18 protein-coding genes are annotated in these 18,679 nt (G+C 65.6%); 8 read left to right on the forward strand and 10 right to left on the reverse strand.

The window, feature by feature from the left end; translation table 11 throughout:
- The 4 genes from F0Q45_RS16605 to F0Q45_RS16620 all read right to left on the reverse strand — a co-directional run.
- Nucleotides 1-904, reverse strand: a 904-nt coding sequence (locus tag F0Q45_RS16605; protein WP_149654982.1) for an acyl-CoA dehydrogenase family protein, incomplete at its 3' end; no start/stop codon positions are given.
- On the reverse strand, nt 901-2,040 hold the full coding sequence (locus tag F0Q45_RS16610) for an acyl-CoA dehydrogenase family protein (RefSeq protein WP_149654997.1): 1,140 nt from the start codon (nt 2,038-2,040) through the stop codon (nt 901-903). The genes F0Q45_RS16610 and F0Q45_RS16605, both read right to left, overlap by 4 nt.
- Nucleotides 2,040-2,816 (reverse strand): crotonase/enoyl-CoA hydratase family protein, encoded by a 777-nt coding sequence (locus tag F0Q45_RS16615; RefSeq protein WP_149654983.1) that lies wholly within the window; start codon nt 2,814-2,816, stop codon nt 2,040-2,042. Before F0Q45_RS16615 ends, F0Q45_RS16610 begins: the two co-directional genes overlap by 1 nt.
- A 78-nt stretch (nt 2,817-2,894) precedes the next feature.
- On the reverse strand, nt 2,895-3,401 hold the full coding sequence (locus tag F0Q45_RS16620; RefSeq protein ID WP_149654984.1) for a hypothetical protein: 507 nt from the start codon (nt 3,399-3,401) through the stop codon (nt 2,895-2,897).
- A gap of 303 nt (nt 3,402-3,704) precedes the next feature.
- Here F0Q45_RS16620 and F0Q45_RS16625 point away from each other — a divergent pair, with 303 nt between their 5' ends.
- From F0Q45_RS16625 to F0Q45_RS16655, 7 genes are all read left to right on the forward strand, one after another.
- Nucleotides 3,705-6,074 carry a heavy metal translocating P-type ATPase gene (locus F0Q45_RS16625; RefSeq protein ID WP_188112991.1) on the forward strand — a complete coding sequence of 790 codons (2,370 nt, stop codon included), beginning with the start codon at nt 3,705-3,707 and terminating at the stop codon, nt 6,072-6,074.
- Nucleotides 6,075-6,244: 170 nt separating this feature from the next.
- The gene (locus tag F0Q45_RS16630) at nt 6,245-7,246 is read left to right on the forward strand and encodes an Acg family FMN-binding oxidoreductase (protein WP_149654985.1); all 1,002 of its coding nucleotides are present in this window, start codon (nt 6,245-6,247) and stop codon (nt 7,244-7,246) included.
- Between the two features lie 43 nt (nt 7,247-7,289).
- Entirely contained in the window at nt 7,290-8,426 is a 1,137-nt protein-coding gene (locus F0Q45_RS16635; protein ID WP_188112992.1) for a 4Fe-4S dicluster domain-containing protein, read from the forward strand.
- Nucleotides 8,410-9,282 carry an FAD/NAD(P)-binding protein gene (locus tag F0Q45_RS16640; RefSeq protein WP_149654986.1) on the forward strand — a complete coding sequence of 291 codons (873 nt, stop codon included), beginning with the start codon at nt 8,410-8,412 and terminating at the stop codon, nt 9,280-9,282. The genes F0Q45_RS16635 and F0Q45_RS16640 overlap by 17 nt, the downstream gene beginning before the upstream one ends.
- Nucleotides 9,283-10,038, forward strand: a complete 756-nt coding sequence (locus F0Q45_RS16645) for an oxidoreductase (protein ID WP_149654987.1) — start codon at nt 9,283-9,285, stop codon at nt 10,036-10,038.
- Nucleotides 10,035-11,327: a Ni/Fe hydrogenase subunit alpha gene (locus F0Q45_RS16650; protein WP_149654988.1), complete on the forward strand. Its 1,293-nt coding sequence runs from the start codon at nt 10,035-10,037 to the stop codon at nt 11,325-11,327. Before F0Q45_RS16645 ends, F0Q45_RS16650 begins: the two co-directional genes overlap by 4 nt.
- Nucleotide 11,328: 1 nt before the next feature.
- Nucleotides 11,329-11,811, forward strand: coding sequence for a hydrogenase maturation protease (locus tag F0Q45_RS16655; protein ID WP_149654989.1), 483 nt, complete (start codon nt 11,329-11,331; stop codon nt 11,809-11,811).
- 66 nt (nt 11,812-11,877) lie between these two features.
- Here the strand turns inward: F0Q45_RS16655 and F0Q45_RS16660 are convergent, their stop codons facing one another.
- Genes F0Q45_RS16660 through acsA form a run of 6 tightly spaced genes read right to left on the reverse strand, consistent with a single transcriptional unit; the run spans nt 11,878 to nt 17,576 of the window.
- On the reverse strand, nt 11,878-12,309 hold the full coding sequence (locus tag F0Q45_RS16660) for a pyridoxamine 5'-phosphate oxidase family protein (protein WP_149654990.1): 432 nt from the start codon (nt 12,307-12,309) through the stop codon (nt 11,878-11,880).
- A gap of 52 nt (nt 12,310-12,361) precedes the next feature.
- Nucleotides 12,362-12,619 carry an acyl carrier protein gene (locus F0Q45_RS16665; protein ID WP_149654991.1) on the reverse strand — a complete coding sequence of 86 codons (258 nt, stop codon included), beginning with the start codon at nt 12,617-12,619 and terminating at the stop codon, nt 12,362-12,364.
- 7 nt (nt 12,620-12,626) lie between these two features.
- Nucleotides 12,627-13,823: a dihydrolipoamide acetyltransferase family protein gene (locus F0Q45_RS16670; protein ID WP_149654992.1), complete on the reverse strand. Its 1,197-nt coding sequence runs from the start codon at nt 13,821-13,823 to the stop codon at nt 12,627-12,629.
- Nucleotides 13,820-14,797 (reverse strand): alpha-ketoacid dehydrogenase subunit beta, encoded by a 978-nt coding sequence (locus F0Q45_RS16675; RefSeq protein WP_149654993.1) that lies wholly within the window; start codon nt 14,795-14,797, stop codon nt 13,820-13,822. The genes F0Q45_RS16670 and F0Q45_RS16675 overlap by 4 nt, the downstream gene beginning before the upstream one ends.
- The gene (pdhA, locus tag F0Q45_RS16680) at nt 14,794-15,732 is read right to left on the reverse strand and encodes a pyruvate dehydrogenase (acetyl-transferring) E1 component subunit alpha (RefSeq protein ID WP_262491041.1); all 939 of its coding nucleotides are present in this window, start codon (nt 15,730-15,732) and stop codon (nt 14,794-14,796) included. Before pdhA ends, F0Q45_RS16675 begins: the two co-directional genes overlap by 4 nt.
- A gap of 35 nt (nt 15,733-15,767) precedes the next feature.
- Entirely contained in the window at nt 15,768-17,576 is a 1,809-nt protein-coding gene (acsA, locus tag F0Q45_RS16685) for an acetate--CoA ligase (RefSeq protein WP_149654995.1), read from the reverse strand.
- A gap of 231 nt (nt 17,577-17,807) precedes the next feature.
- Between acsA and F0Q45_RS16690 the strand changes: the two genes are divergently transcribed.
- The coding region (locus F0Q45_RS16690; protein WP_149654996.1) for an Acg family FMN-binding oxidoreductase at nt 17,808-18,679 on the forward strand (872 nt) is incomplete at its 3' end.

An 18,679-nucleotide genomic window follows, 5' to 3' on the forward strand; every position in this document is an offset into this window, starting at 1 on the left:
CGAGCGCGGCGCGGGTGAACTCGTGCAGTCGGTGCTCGCGGGTGGTGCCGATGGCGCCGTGAATCTGGTGGGCGTTGCGCACTACGATCGAGCAGGCCCGGCCCGCGCACGAACGCGCCACCGCAACAAGGAAATCCAGGTTTGGTGCGGACCACTCACTGCTGACCGCCGCAGTGAGCGCCGCCTCGGTCGCTGCTTGGGCGAGTGCGGCCTCGGCGGCGATGTCGGCGATCAGGTGCTGTATCGCCTGAAATGTGGTGAGTGGACGACCGAACTGGATGCGCGACGTCGAGTGCTCGATCGAAAGCTGCAATATCCGGTCCAGTGCGGCGCACACCTGGATCGCCCGAATGAGCGCCGCCTTGAGCGTCAGCGTTGAGACCACCGCTGCGTCGACCGGCACCCCGGGTAGGGCATGAGTCTGCGCCGATACCGTGTCGCGCGGTTCACCAATCAGATTGGTGCCAGGGCTAATAACGAGCGCCTCCGCCTCCACGTCGGCCACGGCATAGTCGCCGCCCCGCTGCCAGACAACAACGATGCGGTCGGCGCCGTGGGCCCACGGCACGTCGTTGGCCACACCCCGCTCATCGAGCAGACACACCGTCCGCACCGAGCTGTCGGCGGGCATTCGGTTGGCCTCGAGTAGCCAGCACGCCAATAAATCATGCTCGGCCAACGGAATGCGCACCGTGTGCCGCACCCCGGCGGCAAGCAGCTCGGCCGCTTCATACCAGCCAGCCCCGCTGCCGCCGGACTGCTCCGGGCCGGTCAGCCGCACCAAGCCGAGGTCGTCCAGGCGTCTCCACAGGCCTGGGTCACGCTCAACAGTCCTCGCGTCGGCGAAGACCGCGTCCATCATCTCGACCAGGGCCGGGTCGACGGCATTGCGAGCCGTCGTCATCGCAGGCCCAGTCCCCGCGCGATGACACCACGCAGCACCTCGTTGGTTCCGCCGCGCAGCGTGAACCCGGGACGCTGGTCGACTGCTGCCCGCACCAGGTCGGCGTACTGGGAATCGCCACCTGCGTGCAGGTCGGCGAAGTCGGCGATGTCGCCCTCAGTCGTGGTGCCGAGCACCTTGACCACTGCAGCGGGGATGTCGGCGGGATCGTGGCGCTGCAGCCCGGCGGCCACCGCGGCAGACATCTGGTGCAGGCCGGCGATGCGCGCCACCAGGCGTCCCAGGCTGGCATCGCGTGAAATACGTTGAGCCGCCATGTTTTCAGTGGTTGCCGCCAGCAGCACGAAGGTCGACAGGAAACGTTCTGGACCGCTGCGCTCGAAGCTCAGTTCCGACGTCACCTGTTGCCAACCGTCGCCGATCTCACCGAATACCATGTCATCGGGCACGAACGCCTGGTCAAGAATGACCTCGTTGAAGTGGTGGGCGCCGTTCATCGAGATAATCGGTCGAATCTCGACCCCGGGTCCAGGCAAGTCAACGATGAACTGACTGAGCCCGGCATGTCTATGCGCGGGGTCCACCGGTGCGGTGCGGGCCAGCACGATGAACGCGTGCGCAAGGTGGGCGCCCGAAGTCCAGACCTTGGTGCCCGACAGTGACCAACCGCCCTCGACGCGGTGGGCTCGGGTGCGCACGCTGGCCAGGTCCGAGCCCGAGTCTGGCTCGCTCATGCCGATACCGAAAAAGCACTCGCCACGCGCGATCCGGGGCAGGAAATGCAACTTCTGCGCTTCGGTGCCGTACTTGAGCAGCGCCGGCACGATCTGGCGATCGGCGATCCAATGCGCCGCCACGGGAGCACCGGCCGCCAGGAGTTCTTCGGTAACGACGAAGCGCTCCACAAATGAGCGCCCGTGCCCGCCGTACTCGATGGGCACCGTCATTCCCAGCCAGCCGCGCGCCGCCAATCCGGCGGTGAAATCCTCGTCCCATTGAGTCAGCCAGGCATCGACGCACGGGGTAAACGTGCCGGCAGCCAGCTGCTCGGCCAGATACGCGCGGACCTCGGCGCGCAAAGCCCCGGTCTGGGCCGGGTCGACGACCGCCGGGGGTACCAACCTGGGCAGGGCCATCACCGGGTTTTCCACGTCGCGATGCGCCGCTCATGCTCAGGGTCACGATGCGCCAGCGGCTGCATGGCCGCGGCCATACCCAGCGTTGACTCCAGCGAACCGATACGCGATTCCTGCAGCAGCCGCTTGGCCATCCGTAACGCGTGAGCGGGATTCTTGCTGATGCGCTCGGCCAACGCGTGTGCTTGCGCCAGCAGGTCGTCGTGCGGCACCACGCGGCTGACCATGCCCCATTCCAGGGCGGTGGCCGCGTCGATGCGGTCGCCGGTGAACGTCATCTCCGCGGCCCGCTGGTAGCCGATGGCGCGCGGCAAGAACCAGGTGCCGCCGTCGCCGGGGATCAGTCCGAGCTGGACGAAGCTTTCTGCGAAAGTGGCCCGCTCCGAAGCGATTCGGATGTCACACATCATCGCCAAGTCGCAGCCGGCGCCGATGGCCGCGCCGTTGATCGCACCGATCAGCGGCACTTCCAGCCGGGTCAGCGCACGCGGGATCCGCTGGATTCCGTCGGTATATGCCTGGCGCTGCCGCAGGGCGTCCAGCCCGAACATGCCGTCCCGGTCGGCCATCTCCTTGACGTTGCCGCCCCCCGAGAAGATCTTGCCTGCCCCGGTGAGTATCACCGCACAGACGGCGGTGTCGGCGTTCGCGTCGTCGACGGCAGCCTCGAACGACGTGATGAAGTCCTTGCCGGTGATCGCGTTACCGACATCGGGCAGGTTTATTGTCCAGATCCGGACCGGTCCGGTGGTGGTGACGTCCAAGGCGGTGTTCATGACGGCAACTGTAGGGGTTAGGCCGTTCGATCCTTTTCGCGAGCCGACGCACCGCAGCACGCGGAGGGCACTAAAACGTCAACTGCCCGGCCCGATGACAAAACACCGGCCGTTGCTGGTGTCGAGAAATACTGCTGCGACGACCGCCTGATTGATGGCCGGGAACTCGAAGCGATGCACTTGTTGACCGGCTTCGATAGTGGCGTCCTGCGACTCGCTGGTGCCGTCCTTCTTGCTCACCACCGCGGTAACTTTGTCGGGCTTCGACATGTTCTGCGGCTCGTGGAAATACCAGACCTCGATGCCGGCCCCCGAGGACGTGGCTTGCCAGCCATCGGAGTAGAAACACGCTGGGTTGCCCTCGGCGTCCGGTGGTGGCGGTGGGCAAATTGACAATCCGACGCACGGCGCCGTGGTGGTTGGGGCCGTCGGCGAAATGGCGGTGCCCGCAACCGTAGAGCGCGCGGTCGTCGACGGCGCAGTTGAACTCGGTGCGGATGCACGTGGTGGCGAGGAGTGCGACGCGCATGCTGCGACGCTCGCCCAACCTAGCGCAAGGAATACCAGCAACCGGATCTTTGACATCGAATCCTCCAAATGCGGCACCATGCGGCGGTGTCGTGCCGAGCTGGTGGCGTGGTGATTGTACCTACCGGCCACCGTCGAATCGGCTGTTTGAGTTCAGTTGCCCAAAAGCAACGCAGACCTCGCCGACTGCCACACGGTGGTGTGCCCAGAATCGAATTCACCTCGGTATCTTGACCGTACGACCCGGACGCAACCCTGCATCGCATTGGCTCACCGCTGAACTGACCTGGTGCCCTGGACCCAACGGCCGAATTCGGCCCGGTAGGAACCGAAAACACCTGTAAAAGATAGGATTTCCCGGTGACAGGCGAGACGGCAGCGGTGGTTGGCCGGTGGAGGTCTCGGGTGCGGCGATTGCTCGAGCCGGCCCTGGTGCTGCTCAGTGTCGGGTTGTTGGCTGCCGGCGGCATTGCCTGGCTGGCCGGTTGGCACGGGGTAGCCGACGGATGCTGGATTGTCAGCACGATCGTCGCCGTCATCCCGGCGTCGGCATGGGTAGCAATCGCGTTGCGCCGTGGGCGGGTCGGCGTGGACATTATCGCGGTGCTGTCGTTGATTGGCACGCTGCTGGTCGGCGAGTACCTGGCCGGTGCGCTGATTGCGGTGATGCTGGCCGGTGGCCGTGCCCTGGATGCGGCCGCCGAACGCCGCGCCACCCGCGATCTGCGGGCGCTGCTCGAGCGCGCGCCGCGCTTTGCCCGGCGCCGGGTCGGGACGCAAGTCAGCGTTATTCCGCTGGCCGACGTGGTGGTCGACGATCTGCTCATTGTCGGCCCGGGCGAGGTGGTTCCCGTCGACGGGCGCATCGTCGACGTGGTGGCTGTGCTAGATGAGTCCGCGCTGACCGGTGAGCCGCTTCAGGTTGAACGTGGGGTCGGCGAACCGGTTCGCAGCGGTGTGGTCAACGCCGGCAGCGCCTTTGAGGTGCGGGCGAGCGCAACCGCCGACGAGTCCACCTATGCCGGCATTGTGCGGTTAGCTCAGCAGGCGGGCGCGGAAAATGCGCCGATCGTGCGATTGGCCGACCGGGTCGCGGCCTGGTTCCTCCCGTTGGTGCTGCTGGTCGCCGGCGCCGCGTGGGTGGCCAGCGGGTCGGCGGTACGAGCCGTGGCGGTGCTGGTGGTGGCGACCCCTTGCCCGCTGCTGCTGGCCGCGCCGGTGGCGATTGTGTCCGGTCTGTCCCGGGCGTCCCGGCTCGGAGTGGTGATCCGCGGCGGCGGTGCGTTGGAAAATCTTGGGAACGCAACCACTTTGATGATGGACAAGACCGGAACCTTGACGATGGGGCGTCCAGCGGTCGTCGACGTGGTGGCTGCACCCGGTCGTGACGCTACCGAGATGCTGCGGGTAGCCGCCTGCGTGGACCAGCTGTCCCCGCACGTGCTGGCCGAGGCTATCGTCACGGAGGCGCTCAATCGGGGCCTGCAATTGTCACTGCCCACCGATGTCGTAGAAGAGCCGGGCCGCGGTGTCACCGCCAGCATCGGCGGGCGGCATGTCACCGTCGGCAAACTGCCCGCCGAGCCGGAGACCAGCACGTGGACCCGAGCCGCGCTTAACCGCGCCCGGCTGGACAACGCGGCCATTGCATGGGTGTGCGTGGACAGCGTGCCGGCTGCCGCGGTGTTGCTGCGGGATCCCTTGCGCCGGCAGGCTCCGCGCACCGTGCGCCGATTGCGCGAGGCCGGTCTGAACCGGTTGATTCTGCTCACCGGCGATCGGGCCGAACCGACGCGCGAGGTCGCCACCGTTTTGGGGCTGGATGAGGTCTGCGCCGATCAAAGCCCGGCCGACAAATTCGCCGCGGTGCGCACGGAAAGCCAACAAGCGCTGACGGTCATGGTGGGAGACGGCGTCAACGACGCCCCGGCATTGGCCGCGGCGACGGTAGGGGTGGCGATGGGCGCACGCGGAGCCACTGCCTCGTCAGAAGCCGCCGATATCGTGTTGACCACCGATCGGCTCGACCGGCTGGCTGATGCGATGGATATTGCCCGTTGGTCGCGGCGCATCGCGGTGCAAAGCGCGGTCGTGGGTATGAGCCTGTCGCTGTTGGCCATGGGGATAGCCGCGTTCGGCTGGTTGCGGCCCGCTGCCGGTGCGCTGCTGCAAGAAGGCATCGACGTCGCGGTGATTCTCAACGCGCTGCGGGCGTTGCGCGGTGACCCGTCCAGTGAGGTTCCGTTGGCCGTGGGCACCGAGCAACTGTTGCACCGCTTTGCGACCGAACATGACCAGCTGCGTGATGCCATCGGACTGTTACGAACCACTGCGGATCGGGTGGTCGCCGGCCCGGATGCTGCGGCACTGGAATCGTTGCTTGCTGCGCACGCCTTGCTGACCGACCGGATCCTGCCGCACGAGCTGGCTGAGGAAACCCAGCTTTACCCTGCGCTGGCTCGCCCACTGGGCAGCGGTGAAGCCACCGCCACCATGAGTCGCACCCACGCTGAAATTCAGCGGCTTTCCGATCGGGTCGCGACCCATCTGGCCTTGGCACAGTCGGCCGGAGCCATCCAGCATGACCAAGTCGATGACCTACTGGCCTGCCTCTACGGCCTGTATGCGCTGCTGCGACTGCACTTCATACAGGAAGAAGAAAGCTACTTCACCCTCGCTGCGGACGATGCCGAAACCGACCCGCCGCAGGCGTGCGGAGCCACGCCGTGAAATAAGGCATTGGGCCGGTGCCGGCAAGGGCACACAGTGGCACACAGTGGCGCACAGTGGCACACAATGGCACAAAGTCCTTCGCGTCAGGGACGCCGTGCTCTCGTGTGGCCGGTGTGATTGCGCAATTCTTGATGAGACCACGCTGCCGACGGGAAGGAGCAACGACAATGAGCGCGCATTTTCCGGATGTCGGCACGGTTCGGACCATTCTCACGCTCGCCACTCGCGCGCCCTCCGTGCACAACACGCAGCCGTGGCGGTGGCGGGTAGGCGCGGCGTCGCTTCATCTGTATTCCGACACCAGCCTGCAGCTGGCCAACACCGACCCGGATGGGCGGGACCTGATCTTGAGTTGCGGCGCCGCGTTACATCACTGCGTCGTGGCGTTGGCCGCGACCGGCTGGCAAGCCAAGGTGTCTCGGCTGCCCAATCCGGCTGACCCGAGTCATCTTGCCGCGATTGAAGTGTCTCGCCAGGCCGCCGATCAGCTGGACATCACGCTGGCCGCCGCAATACCGCGGCGGCGAACCGATCGGCGGCACTACAGTTTCTGGCCGGTGCCGGTGAGCGATATCGCCCTGATGGCGGCCCGGGCAGCTCGCAACGGGGTGACTTTGCGCCAGATCGATGCGATGGACAAGCTGAACGAGATTGTGGCGAAATCGGTTTGGGACCACGCGGCCAACAACGACTACCTTGCCGAGCTCACCGCGTGGAGTGGCCGGCACGCGTCGGCAACCGGCGTTCCCGCCCGCAATACGCCCATACCGGACGCTGCCGCCCCCATACCCAGCCGGCGATTTTCCGGTCCCGCGCTGGCCATGCCGCCCGACGCGGCACCCGCCGACGACAACGCGGTAATGCTGGCCCTGGGCACGCACAGCGACGACCGGCTGGCGCAGCTACGCGCCGGTGAGGCCACCAGCGTCGTGTTGCTCACCGCGACGGCCATGGGCCTGGCCAGTTGCCCGGTCACCGAACCGCTGGAGATCGCCGAAACGCGCGCCGCGGTCCGTGCCGACGTCTTCGGTAGTAGTCACTATCCGCAGATGCTGCTGAGGGTGGGCTGGGCGCCCATCAATGCCGATCCGTTGCCGTCGACGCCGCGTCGTGAGCTCTCCGAGGTTGTCGAGTGGCTGTCGGATGGCCAACACCGCGTTGTGGAATGACGCGGTCACACCCCCATCCGCACTGGTGGAATAGGCTGATGACGTGTCGGTAAACCAACCGGGTGGAGATTTCGATGCCGCGTCGTTGGACACCGCCGGGCTGCACCGTCTGGTCGAGGTGTTGATCGAGCGGGGCTACCGTGTGGTCGGGCCGACGTTGCGGGACAACGCGATTGTGCTTGCCGAACTTGACTCAGCGGAGGATTTGCCGAACGGCTGGGGTGTCGATGTGGCCCCGGGGCACTATCGGGTACGTCGTCGCGACGACCAGGCCGCGTTCGGGCACTCCTCGGGGCCGCAGTCATGGAAACAGTTCCTGCATCCGCCGCGGCGCCGGCTCTGGTCGGGGTGTCGTGACGATTTCAGCGATACCGGACCCGAGGAGGTGCCACGCTATGCCTTCCTCGGAGTGCGCGGGTGCGACTTGGCCGCGATCGCCACCCTGGACCGGGTGCTGGGCCGTTCCGATTATCCAGACGGCTCATATGCCAGTCGTCGGCGACACATCTTCGTGGTCGCGGTGAATTGCACCGAACCGGGCGGGTTGTGCTTTTGCGCATCGATGGGCACCGGACCGGCGGTCGGGCCGGGTTACGACTTGGCCCTCACTGAGCGCGTCGGCGCAACGGGCGTGACCTACCTCGTTGACGTCGGCAGCCAAGACGGCGCCGACGTGCTCGCCGCGGTTCCGTACCGATCGGCCAGCAGCGACGAAATCACCTGCGCCCGTGCCGATGTCGAGGCCGCCTCGCAGCGGATGGGCCGCCAGATGCCGGACGCAGATCTGCGTGAGCTGCTCATCCGGTCCCGGGAGTCACCGCAGTGGCAAGAGGTGGCCACCCGCTGCCTGACCTGCGGCAACTGCACAATGGTCTGCCCGACCTGCTACTGCACCAGCACCGAAGACATCACCGACCTGACCGGTGAGCACGCCGAACGCTGGCAACACTGGGCGTCCTGCTACGAGTTCGACTTCACCTATGTGCACGGTGGCGGCAGCGTGCGCCAGTCCGGCGCTTCGCGCTACCGGCACTGGTTGACCCACAAATTGGGTAGCTGGCATGACCAGTTCGACATGTCTGGCTGTGTGGGCTGCGGGCGATGTATCGCCTGGTGCCCCACCGGTATCGACATCACCGAAGAAATGAACAAGATGGCCCGCCATGACTCGTCGGACTGACCGGGCTGACCGGCAGACCATCATGGCGCCGTCGTCCGCGATGGCGCCGGTCCCGTACCGGGTACGCAGCCGGGTCGCGGAAAGCCCCGATTCGGCCACGCTATGTCTAGAGCCAGTCGGCGCGGCGCTGCCCGCGCCGCAGCCCGGTGAATTCATGATGCTGTACGCCTTCGGAGTCGGTGAGGCGGCGATCTCCATCAGCGGTGATCCTACGGTCACCGACGGCTCGATTACGCACACCATCCGGGCGGTGGGCGCGGTCAGCCGGGCCCTGCACGACGCCCAGCCGGGCGCCGTTGTCGGGGTGCGGGGTCCGTTTGGCACCACCTGGGGACTGGATGAGGCCGCAGGACGGGACTTGGTGATGGTGGCCGGCGGAGTGGGGCTGTGTCCGTTGCGTCCAGCGATCCTGGGCGCGTTGGCTGATCGGTCCCGGTATGGCGCCTTGATTGTCATCGCGGGGGCCCGCTCCCGGTCCGACTTCGTGTTCGCCGCACAACTGGAAAAGTGGGCGGATGACCCGCAGATCGAACTCCATCTCACCGTCGACGTCCCGGTGCAAGGTTGGCACGGCCACGTGGGGCTGGTGACCGAGCCGTTGCGCCGGCTCGCGCTAAACCCCGGCCGTACCACCGCATTGTTGTGCGGGCCGGAACCCATGCTGCGGTTTGGCGCCGAGACGCTGATCGCCAAAGGCGTAGCAGCCCAAGATATTCGGGTATCGCTGGAGCGAAACATGCAGTGCGGTGTCGGCTGGTGCGGCCACTGCCAGTTGGGTCCGTTGCTGGTGTGCCGGGACGGGCCGGTCGTCGGCTACGACGTCGCCGGTCCCCTCATGCGGGTCAAGGAGTTGTAGATGAAGCCCAAACTGGCGGTGTGGAAATTCGCCTCGTGTGACGGTTGCCAGCTGACCCTGCTGGACTGTGAGGACGAGCTGCTTACGCTCGCCGACCAAGTGGAGATCGCCACGTTCGCCGAAGCGTCCAGCCTGATGGTGGGTGGGCCCTACGATGTGTCGTTGGTCGAGGGCTCGATCACCACCCGCCACGACGAGCAGCGTATCCGTGAGATCCGGGCGCAATCAAAGGTCTTGGTCACCATCGGTGCCTGCGCGACGGCCGGGGGAGTGCAGGCGCTGCGCAACTTCGCCGACGTCGCAGAGTTCACCTCGCTCGTTTATGCCCAACCGGAATACATCGACACCCTCGCCACTTCCACGCCGGCGGCCGCGCACGTCAAGGTCGACTACCAGTTGCACGGCTGCCCGATCGACCGGGGCCAGCTCATGGACACCATCTCGGCGCTATTGGTCGGACGCAAGCCGCGGTTGCCGGCTAAGACGGTGTGCACCGAATGCAAACTGCGCGGGGTGACCTGTGTTGTGGTCGCTGACGGCATCGCGTGCCTGGGTCCGGTCACCCACGCCGGCTGCGGGGCGTTGTGCCCCGGTCATCATCGCGGCTGTTATGGCTGTTTCGGCCCGTCCGCGGCGCCGCGAACCGCGACGTTGATCCCGCTGCTGCGCCGGGACGGCATGTCCGCCGGCGATGTCGAGCGGGTGTTCTCGACGTTCAATGTCGCCACTTTCGCTGCTGAGCGGGGCAAGCAGTGAACCTGGACAGCCGGACGTTGAGTGTCGGCACGCTCACTCGCGTCGAAGGGGAAGGGGCGCTGCATGTCACGCTGAAGGATGGCGCGCTGGACAGTGTGCAGCTCAACATCTATGAGCCGCCGCGGTTTTTCGAGGCGTTTCTGCGGGGGCGGGCTTACACCGAGCCACCGGATCTGACGGCGCGGGTCTGCGGAATCTGTCCGGTCGCCTATCAAGTCAGCGCCTGCAACGCGATCGAAGAGATCTGCGGCGTGGAGGTGGATCCAGAGCTCCTTGCGCTGCGGCGGTTGCTGTACTGCGGTGAATGGATCCACAGCCATGTGCTGCACATCTATTTGCTGCACGCACCGGACTACCTGGGCTACCCCGACGCGATCGCACTGGCCCGAGACGAGCGTGAAATCGTCGAGCACGGGCTGCAGCTGAAAAAGGCCGGCAACCGGCTGATGGACTTTGTCGGCGGCCGAGCAATACACCCGATCAATGTGCGGCTGGGCGGATTTTATTCGGTGCCAACCCGATCGGATTTCGCGCCGATCGCCGAGCAGCTACGCCGGGCATTGGACATCGCGCTGGACACCGTCGCGTGGGTGGCCGGCTTCGAATTCCCCGACCTCGAATTCGAGCACGAGTTCTTGGCGCTCACGGCACCTGGCCGATATCCGATCGAGAACGGCACCATCGCGCGCAGCGCGGGCGCGGCGTTTCCGGTGTCCGACTTCACCGACCACGTTGTCGAGTCCCAGGTGCCGCACTCGACCGCACTGCACGCGACCCTCGACGGCGCCCGCTACCTGACCGGGCCGCTGGCCCGTTTCGCGCTGAACGCGTCGCAGCTCAGCCCGGTCGCGGCGCAGGCCGCCGCGCGCGCAGGACTGTCAGCCGAATGCCGAAACCCCTTCCGCAGCATTGTGGTTCGTGCCGTGGAAGTCGTCTATGCGATCGACGAGGCGCTGCGAATCATCGACAACTACCAGCGCCCGTCCCGACCATTCATCGATGTCCCGGCCCGTGCCGGTGTCGGACACGGCGTCAGCGAGGCGCCCCGCGGCTTGCTGTATCACCGATACCGCATCGACGAGGCCGGGCTCGTGTCAGCGGCGACGATGATCCCGCCCACCGCGCAGAACCAGGCAGCCATCGAAGCCGACTTGGCCTGCGTTGTTTCTGAGAATCTCTCGCTCGACGATGCGGCCCTAACCACGTTGTGCGAAAGGGTGATTCGTACCTACGATCCCTGTATCTCGTGCTCGGCGCATTTCTTGAGGCTCACCGTAGAACGGGGATGACATGGAGGTGACCACAGGTGCTGTGGTCGTCGTCGGGCTGGGGAATCGCTACCGGCGCGACGACGGCGCGGGCGTCGTCGCCGCCGGCGCCCTAAGGGACCTGGCATTGCCCGATGTTCGGGTGGTGACAGACATCGTGGAGCCCATCAGCCTGCTGGACGCATGGTCGGGCGCCGACCTGGCCGTCGTGATCGACGCCGTAGTGGCGCCGGCGTCTGTACCGGGCCGGGTAAGTCGCTGTGCGGTATGCGATGTGGCCGCCGGGTCCGAGGCGGTAAGTTCGCACCGTGTTGATGTGGCCGTCGCACACGCCCTGGGTCAGGCTCTTGACCGCGTGCCCGCCGCGTTGACGCTCATCACCATTGAAGTGGCCGATACCGGCCATGGCGTCGGTTTGACCCCGCCGGTGGCTGCGGCCGTGCCGGAGGTGGTCCGCATGGCGGTCGAGGACATCAACCGCGTCCGCCACCTGACCGAGTGCTAGCGCCCGTCGCGCTGCCGCAGCAATAGCCGAACGTTTTTCGCCATCGTCTGGAGCTCGGGCCGCGCCTCACTGAACTGGCTCTGGTGGGCGGGGCAGGTCGAACCGGAACCGCCGGCCGGTGATCATGTCCGGGCGAATCCGCACAAAATGTGTTTTCTCCGTTGCCGTCCAGGTCAAGAGCTGGGCGCGTTCGGCTTCCTCGATTTCCTCATCGGTGCGCAGTGAACGTGCCCTGCCTTGGACGATCACGCTCCACCCCTCGGTTGCGTTGTGGTCGTCGACTTCGAACAGCACCTGATTATTCATCGCGGTGCTCACTAACTTGGTGCCCTCCGCGGTGCGGAACAATATCGTGCGGCGCTGCACAGCAAAGTTCACCGGGAAGATCTGAGGCCGGCCGTCGACGCTGGTGACCAGCCGCCCTAACGAGACGCCCTTCATCAGGTCCCAGCATTCGCTCACGGGCAAGATGGTGATCACGTCACCGGCTCCCGACATCAGCCAACCCCTCTCGTTTGGTAGCTCACACGCATGATGCTATGGATGCCGCTCAAGCGGGTTTAGGCGCGTGCTTTTCGACGTAGTTCACCACATCGGTCAGCGTCCGAAGCGACGCGTAGTCGGACTCCGGGATCTCCACATGCATCCGCTTATGAATACCAAGCAGAAAGTTCAGCCAGTCCATCGAATCGAGATCGACCTGATCCCGCAGCAGGACGTCGTCGCGAATGTCGTCGGCATCGACTTCCGGTGCGATAGTGGTCAACACCGACAGGACCACCCCACGCGTGCTTTCTGGTGTCGTCATGTGCGCATCACTTTTCTAGGAGGTCGGGCTGCTGCAGGAATTCGTTGATCGCGGTCAAAAACAGGGCGCCTCGGTGACCGTCGCTGGCTCGGTGGTCGGCGGCGAGGGTGCCTTGCAGGGCGGTGACGACGTGGATGCCGCCGTCAATGACGCACACCCGCTGTGTCGGCTTACCGAAACCGACGATGGCGACCTGCGGTGGGTAGATGACGCCGAACACCGTGTCGACGCCTTGGTCGCCGAGGTTGGTCACCGTGATGGTCGGGTCCGACATCTCCGAGCTCCGCAGCGAGCCAGCGCGGGCCCGCGCCACCAGATCGGTGAGGTTACCCATCAATTCGTCGAGCTTCTTGTCGGCAACGTCATGGATGGCGGGTGCGACCAGTCCACCGCCGCGCAATGAAATTCCGACACCTACGTGCACACCCGTCGCGGGCTCGAATCCGTTGTCGCGCCAGAATCCGTTGAATTCGCCATACCGTTGTGCTGCTAGGGCGACCGCCTTCAACAGCAGGACGGCCGGCAACACGCGTTCGGTGATGGATCGCTGCGCGTTTCGGGCGGTGAGCCAGGTCAGCGACTTTTCCATGATGATTTCGTCGGCGAGGTAGTAGTGCGGAATCTCTCGCTTGGACCGGCTCATCGCGGCCGCGATCGACTTGCGCATCAGCGCGCTACGGTCGGCCGCTGTCGGTTTGGCCTTCGGCTGCTCGGCCGGTTTGACCGCCGCGGCGTGCTCAACATCGTTGATGGTGACCGCCCCCTGGGGGCCGGTGCCGCTGACCGCGTCCAGATCGACGTGCAGCGACTGGGCTAGGCGGCGCGCGGCGGGGGAGACCCAGCGACGGTGTGCCGGGGCGGGTGGCGTCGCGCCCGCGGCAACCCGTGGCGCCGGTGGTCGAGCGGCCGGCGCGGCCGGTGCGGCTGAGGGGAGGGGGCGCTTGCGTGGCTGGCTGGTCGGGCGCTCACCCGGTTCCAGCAGCGTGGCCAATACCGTTCCCACTTCCACAGTTTCGCCGACCGGCACAACCAACTCGGCGACCGTGCCCTCCTGCCAGCATTCGATTTCGACTGCGGCCTTGGTGGTTTCGATGATCGCCACGATTTGCCCACGAGTCACCTTGTCGCCGGGTTTAACCAGCCATTCGTTCAGAGTGCCTTCGTCCATGTCGGAGCCCAGCGCCGGCATGGTGAACTCGATCATGATTGGTCACCGAATAGCTGGTGGACGGCGGCGACGATCGTGGCAGCCTGGGGCAGCGCCGCTTCTTCCAAGTGCTTGGCATACGGAATGGGTACCTCTGCGCAGCACACCCGAGCAACTGGTGCGTCCAGATCGTAGAACGCTCCCTCCATGATTTGCGCAGCGATTTCCGCCGCTAAACTGCCGCTGCGCCAGGCTTCGTCGACCACCACAGCGCGATGTGTCTTGCGGACCGAATCCAGGATCGTGTCGGTGTCCAGCGGCCGCAGCACTCGCAGATCGATAACCTCACAATCGATTCCGGCCAGTGACAACTCGTTGGCGGCGTCCAGCGTCTTCGGCAGGCTGCCGCCGTAGGCGATCAGCGTGGCATCGGCGCCGCTGCGGCGCACCGCTGCCCGGCAAATGTCGGTCGGCCTAAGCGCATCGACATCGGCCGCGGTGTTATAGAGCTGAACATGCTCGAAGATGATCACTGGGTCCGGGTCGGCCAACGCCGGGGCCAGCATGCCGTAAGCATCCTCGACGGTGGCGGGAGCCACCACCTTGATGCCCGGAATGTGGGCATACCACGGCTCCAGGCTATGCGAGTGCTGAGCGGCAAGCTGACGCCCGGCCCCGGTCGCCATCCGCACCACGATCGGCACCGAGAATTGCCCACCGGACATATGGCGCAGCGCTGCAGCGGTATTGACGATTTGGTCCAGCGCCAGCAGGCTGAAGTTCACCGTCATGACTTCGACTATCGGGCGTAACCCGTTGAGCGAAGCACCAATCCCGATACCGACAAAGCCCAGCTCGGACAGCGGGGTGTCACGCACCCGGTCCGGGCCGAATTCCTCTAGCAGCCCTTTGGACGCGGCGTAGGTGCCGCCATAGCGTCCGACATCCTCACCCATCAGTACCACCCGCGGGTCAGCGCTCAAGGCATCGCGAAGCCCATCGTGGACAGCGGTCCGGTAGCTGGTTTTCATCGTGCCGGCTCCTGGGTTGGGGTGAGCACGTCGCGCCCAAGATCCGCGATGTCCTCCCACGTTCCCGCTTCAGCGAACGCCACCGCGGCCTCGATCTCGGCGGCCGCAGCGTCCTCGATATCGCGCAGGTCGTCGTCGCTGAGCGTGCCGGTGTCCAGACACTGCTCGGTGAAGAGGCGGATCGGATCCCGCTCGCGCCACTTCTGGACTTCGGATTTGTCCCGGTACAGCTCCGGGTCGAACATGGAATGCGCGCGGAACCGGTAGGTGCGGAACTCGATGAAGAACGGGCCACCGGTGTTGCGGACGTGGTCGGCAGCTTGCTGCGTGGCGTCCTGGCAGGCTTCGACGTCCATCCCGTCGACGGCCAGCGTCTGAACCCGGTACGACGCCGCCTTGACGGTGAGATCGGTCTGCGACTGGGCCCGCTCCAGTGCGGTACCCATGGCGTAAAGGTTGTTCTCGCAGAGGAACAACACCGGCAAATTCCATAGCGCGGCCATGTTCAACGACTCGTGAAAAGCGCCCTCAGCCACGGCGCCATCCCCGAAGTAGCAGGCGGTGACCCGATTTCGCTTCTGCATGGCGTCAGCCAGCGCGATGCCCACGGCCAGCGGCAGGCCGCCGGCAACAATCGCGTTGCCGCCGTAGAAGCGCCTCGACGCGTCGAAGAGGTGCATCGAGCCGCCGCGGCCGCGTGAGCAGCCCTCCTGCTTGCCGAACATCTCAGCCATGATCGATGTCATCGGGATGCCGCGCAGCAACGCGTGCGCATGCTCGCGATAGGTCGCCACCACCGCGTCGTCCTCGGCCAAGGCGCGCAGCGAGCCGGCGGCCACGGCCTCCTCCCCGACGTAGAGATGCAGGAAACCCCGAATTTTGGCGGCGCTGTACAGCTCTGCGCATTTTTCTTCCATCCGGCGCACTCGGACCATATCCGACAAGAGCTCATGCGCCAGCTTCGTCTTGGTCACCGCGACACCTCCTGGGGCTGCTGAGCGGTCACGTTCTCAACGGTCGACGTATCGCCTTCGGGTAGCCCCAGCTCGCGTGCTTTCAACAGCCGGCGCATGATCTTGCCGCTGCTGGTGTGCGGTAAGGAAGCGACGAACTGGATCTCTTTGGGTGCCACCGCGGCTCCGAGCCGCTTGCGGGCGTGGCCGAGCAATTGCAGTCGCAGATCGTCGTCAGCGACGAAGCCGTCTTTGAGGGTGACGAACGCTTTGATGACCGCCCCGACGGTCGGATCAGGTTTGCCGATGACGGCGGCCTCGGCCACGGCCGGATGGTCGGTCAGCGCGCTTTCCACCTCGAACGGGCCGATCAGGTGGCCGGCGGACTTGATCACGTCGTCTTTGCGCCCGATGAACCAGAAGTAGCCGTCGGCATCTTTTTTGGCCAGGTCGCCGGTGAGGTAAAGCCCTTCGCTGAAGCACTTTCGATATCGGTCCGCGGCGTGCAGGTAGCCGCGGAACATCGACGGCCAGCCCGGCTTGAGGGCGAGCTCGCCCTCTACCTCCGGCTCCTCGATCACCGACGTGGTGCCATCGTCGTTGTGGCGCACTATGTATGCGTCCACGCCGGGTAACGGCCGGCCCATCGAGCCGGGCTTGATGTCGAAGGCCGGGGTGTTGGCAATCATGATGCCGCCCGTCTCGGTCTGCCACCAATTGTCGTGAATCGGTAAGCCCAGCACTCGTTTACCCCACCAGACCGCTTCCGGATTGAGTGGCTCGCCCACACTGGCGATGAAACGCAGCCGCGGGAAGCGAAATTGCGCAGGCAGCTCAGGGCCCGCCTTGATCAACATCCGTATTCCGGTTGGCGCCGTGTACCACACCGACACCGCCTGGTCCTGCAGAATGCGGTACCACCGCTCGGCGTCGAACTCGGCCTGGTCGACCACGGAAGTCACCCCATGCAGCAGAGGGCTGATAATGCCATACGACGTTCCGGTGACCCAGCCGGGATCTGCTGTGCACCAATAGATGTCGTCAGGGTGAAGATCAAGGGCATACCAGCCGGTGACATAGTGCATCGCGACCGCTCCATGAACATGTATGGCGCCTTTCGGCGTACCGGTAGTGCCGCTGGTGAAGTGCAACAGCGCCGGGTCTGCGGCGGTAGTCGGCTCGACCGGCGTGTTCTCGTCGGCCGTGGCCATCCAATTCCAAAAGTTGAGCGTTCCGGGCAGCGGCTCAGCGGACTTGTCGTCGTCCACGACGATGACGTGCCGTACCGATGTCAACCGATCCCGGATCTTGGCGATCTTGCGCTGGTAGATCGCCCTGGTGGTCACCAGCACATCGGCCTGCCCGATATCTACTCGGGTGGCGATCGGCTCCGGCCCGAACGCCGAGAACAAGGGTGAAACCACGCTGCCGTTGCGTAGCGCGCCCAGCACGGTCACATAAAGCTCGGGGACGCGGCCCATGATCGTGAAGACGCGGTCGCCCTTGTTGATGCCCAGCGCGCGCAGCACGCCCGTGAATTGCGCAGCAAGCCGGCCCAACTCGGCATAGCTGAGCTCGCGAGTGGAAATCGCGCTGTCCCAGCTCTTGTCGGTGACAAAGCGTAACGCCGTCTGCGTCGCGGCTGGGCCGGCGGCATGGCGGGTGTGTCTGTCCAGGGCAGCATAGGCGATGTTGCACCTGCCCGCGCCCATGCCTTCGCACAATGCCGGCACGTCGGACCAATGAAACCGAGCGCGTGCCTGCTGGTAGTCGGTCAAATTGGGCTGGACGCGGTAATCGTGGTGCGTCTTGTGTATGACATCCATGTGCGGTCCTCACGGGAAACCCAGCGGTGGCTACCGGGCATCTCCATCGTTTTCCCGGCACCCCCCGCCCAATAGAGAACAAGGTCATCAAGTCCCCTGGCCAGTTGTCCCTGACCAGCGAGCTGATGAGCTTTCGGGGTCCAATGCCGCGGCGCCGGGGACCAAGGACCCTGGCGGTTGGACATCGGCATCCCGCAGGGTCGACCTCAGACGGACAGGCAGGTGAGTGCGATGACCCAGACGATGGTCGACACCGCGGTGATGACGAAGGCCGTGGAATTGGCATGCCGCGCTCCCTCGTTGCACAACAGTCAGCCATGGCGATGGGTGGCCAGCAGCACGAGCGTCGAGCTGTTCCTCGACCCGCATCGGCTGGTGACTTCGGCTGACAGCTCGGGTCGCGAAGCGGTCATGAGCTGCGGCGCCTTACTCGATCACTTCCAGGTCGCCATGGCCGCCGTCGGGTGGGACACCAACGTCGACGTGTTCCCCAACCCGAACAATCAAGACCACCTGGCCTCCATCGACTTTGCCCCGATGGACTATGTCGCCCAAGCCCGTCGCGACCGCGCCGACGCGATCTCGCGCCGCCGCACCGATCGACGTCCGTTCCGGGCGCCAAACGAATGGCCGTCGATCGAGCCGGTGCTGCGCAGTTCGTTGCACAGCGATGGGGTCGAGCTCACAGTGTTGGGCGACGATGCGCGGCCGCGGCTAGCGGAGGCGTCTCGGCTTACCGAGAACCTGCGTCGTTATGACGACACCTATCATCATGAACTAAGTTGGTGGACAGCATCTTCCAGGGAAGCGGAGGGGATACCGCAAAGCGCTTTGGCGTCGGGCTCGGCGGCCCGCGGGGTCGCCGTGAACCGCCAGTTTCCCACGAACTGGCACAGCGAACGAAGCTCAGCCAGCAGGCAGGACCAAGCCAAGATCGTCGTGCTGTCGACGCCCGGCGATACGCGGGTGGACGCGCTTGATTGTGGCCGAGCGCTCTCAGCGGTCCTGTTGGAGAGCACCCTGGCCAGATTGGCGACGTGCCCGGTCACCCACATCACCGAGCTGGAAGCCAGCCGCGACATCGTTGCCGACCTCACCGGCAG

It is taken from the genome of Mycobacterium simiae, from assembly GCF_008370645.1.
GTDB lineage: Bacteria > Actinomycetota > Actinomycetes > Mycobacteriales > Mycobacteriaceae > Mycobacterium > Mycobacterium simiae_A.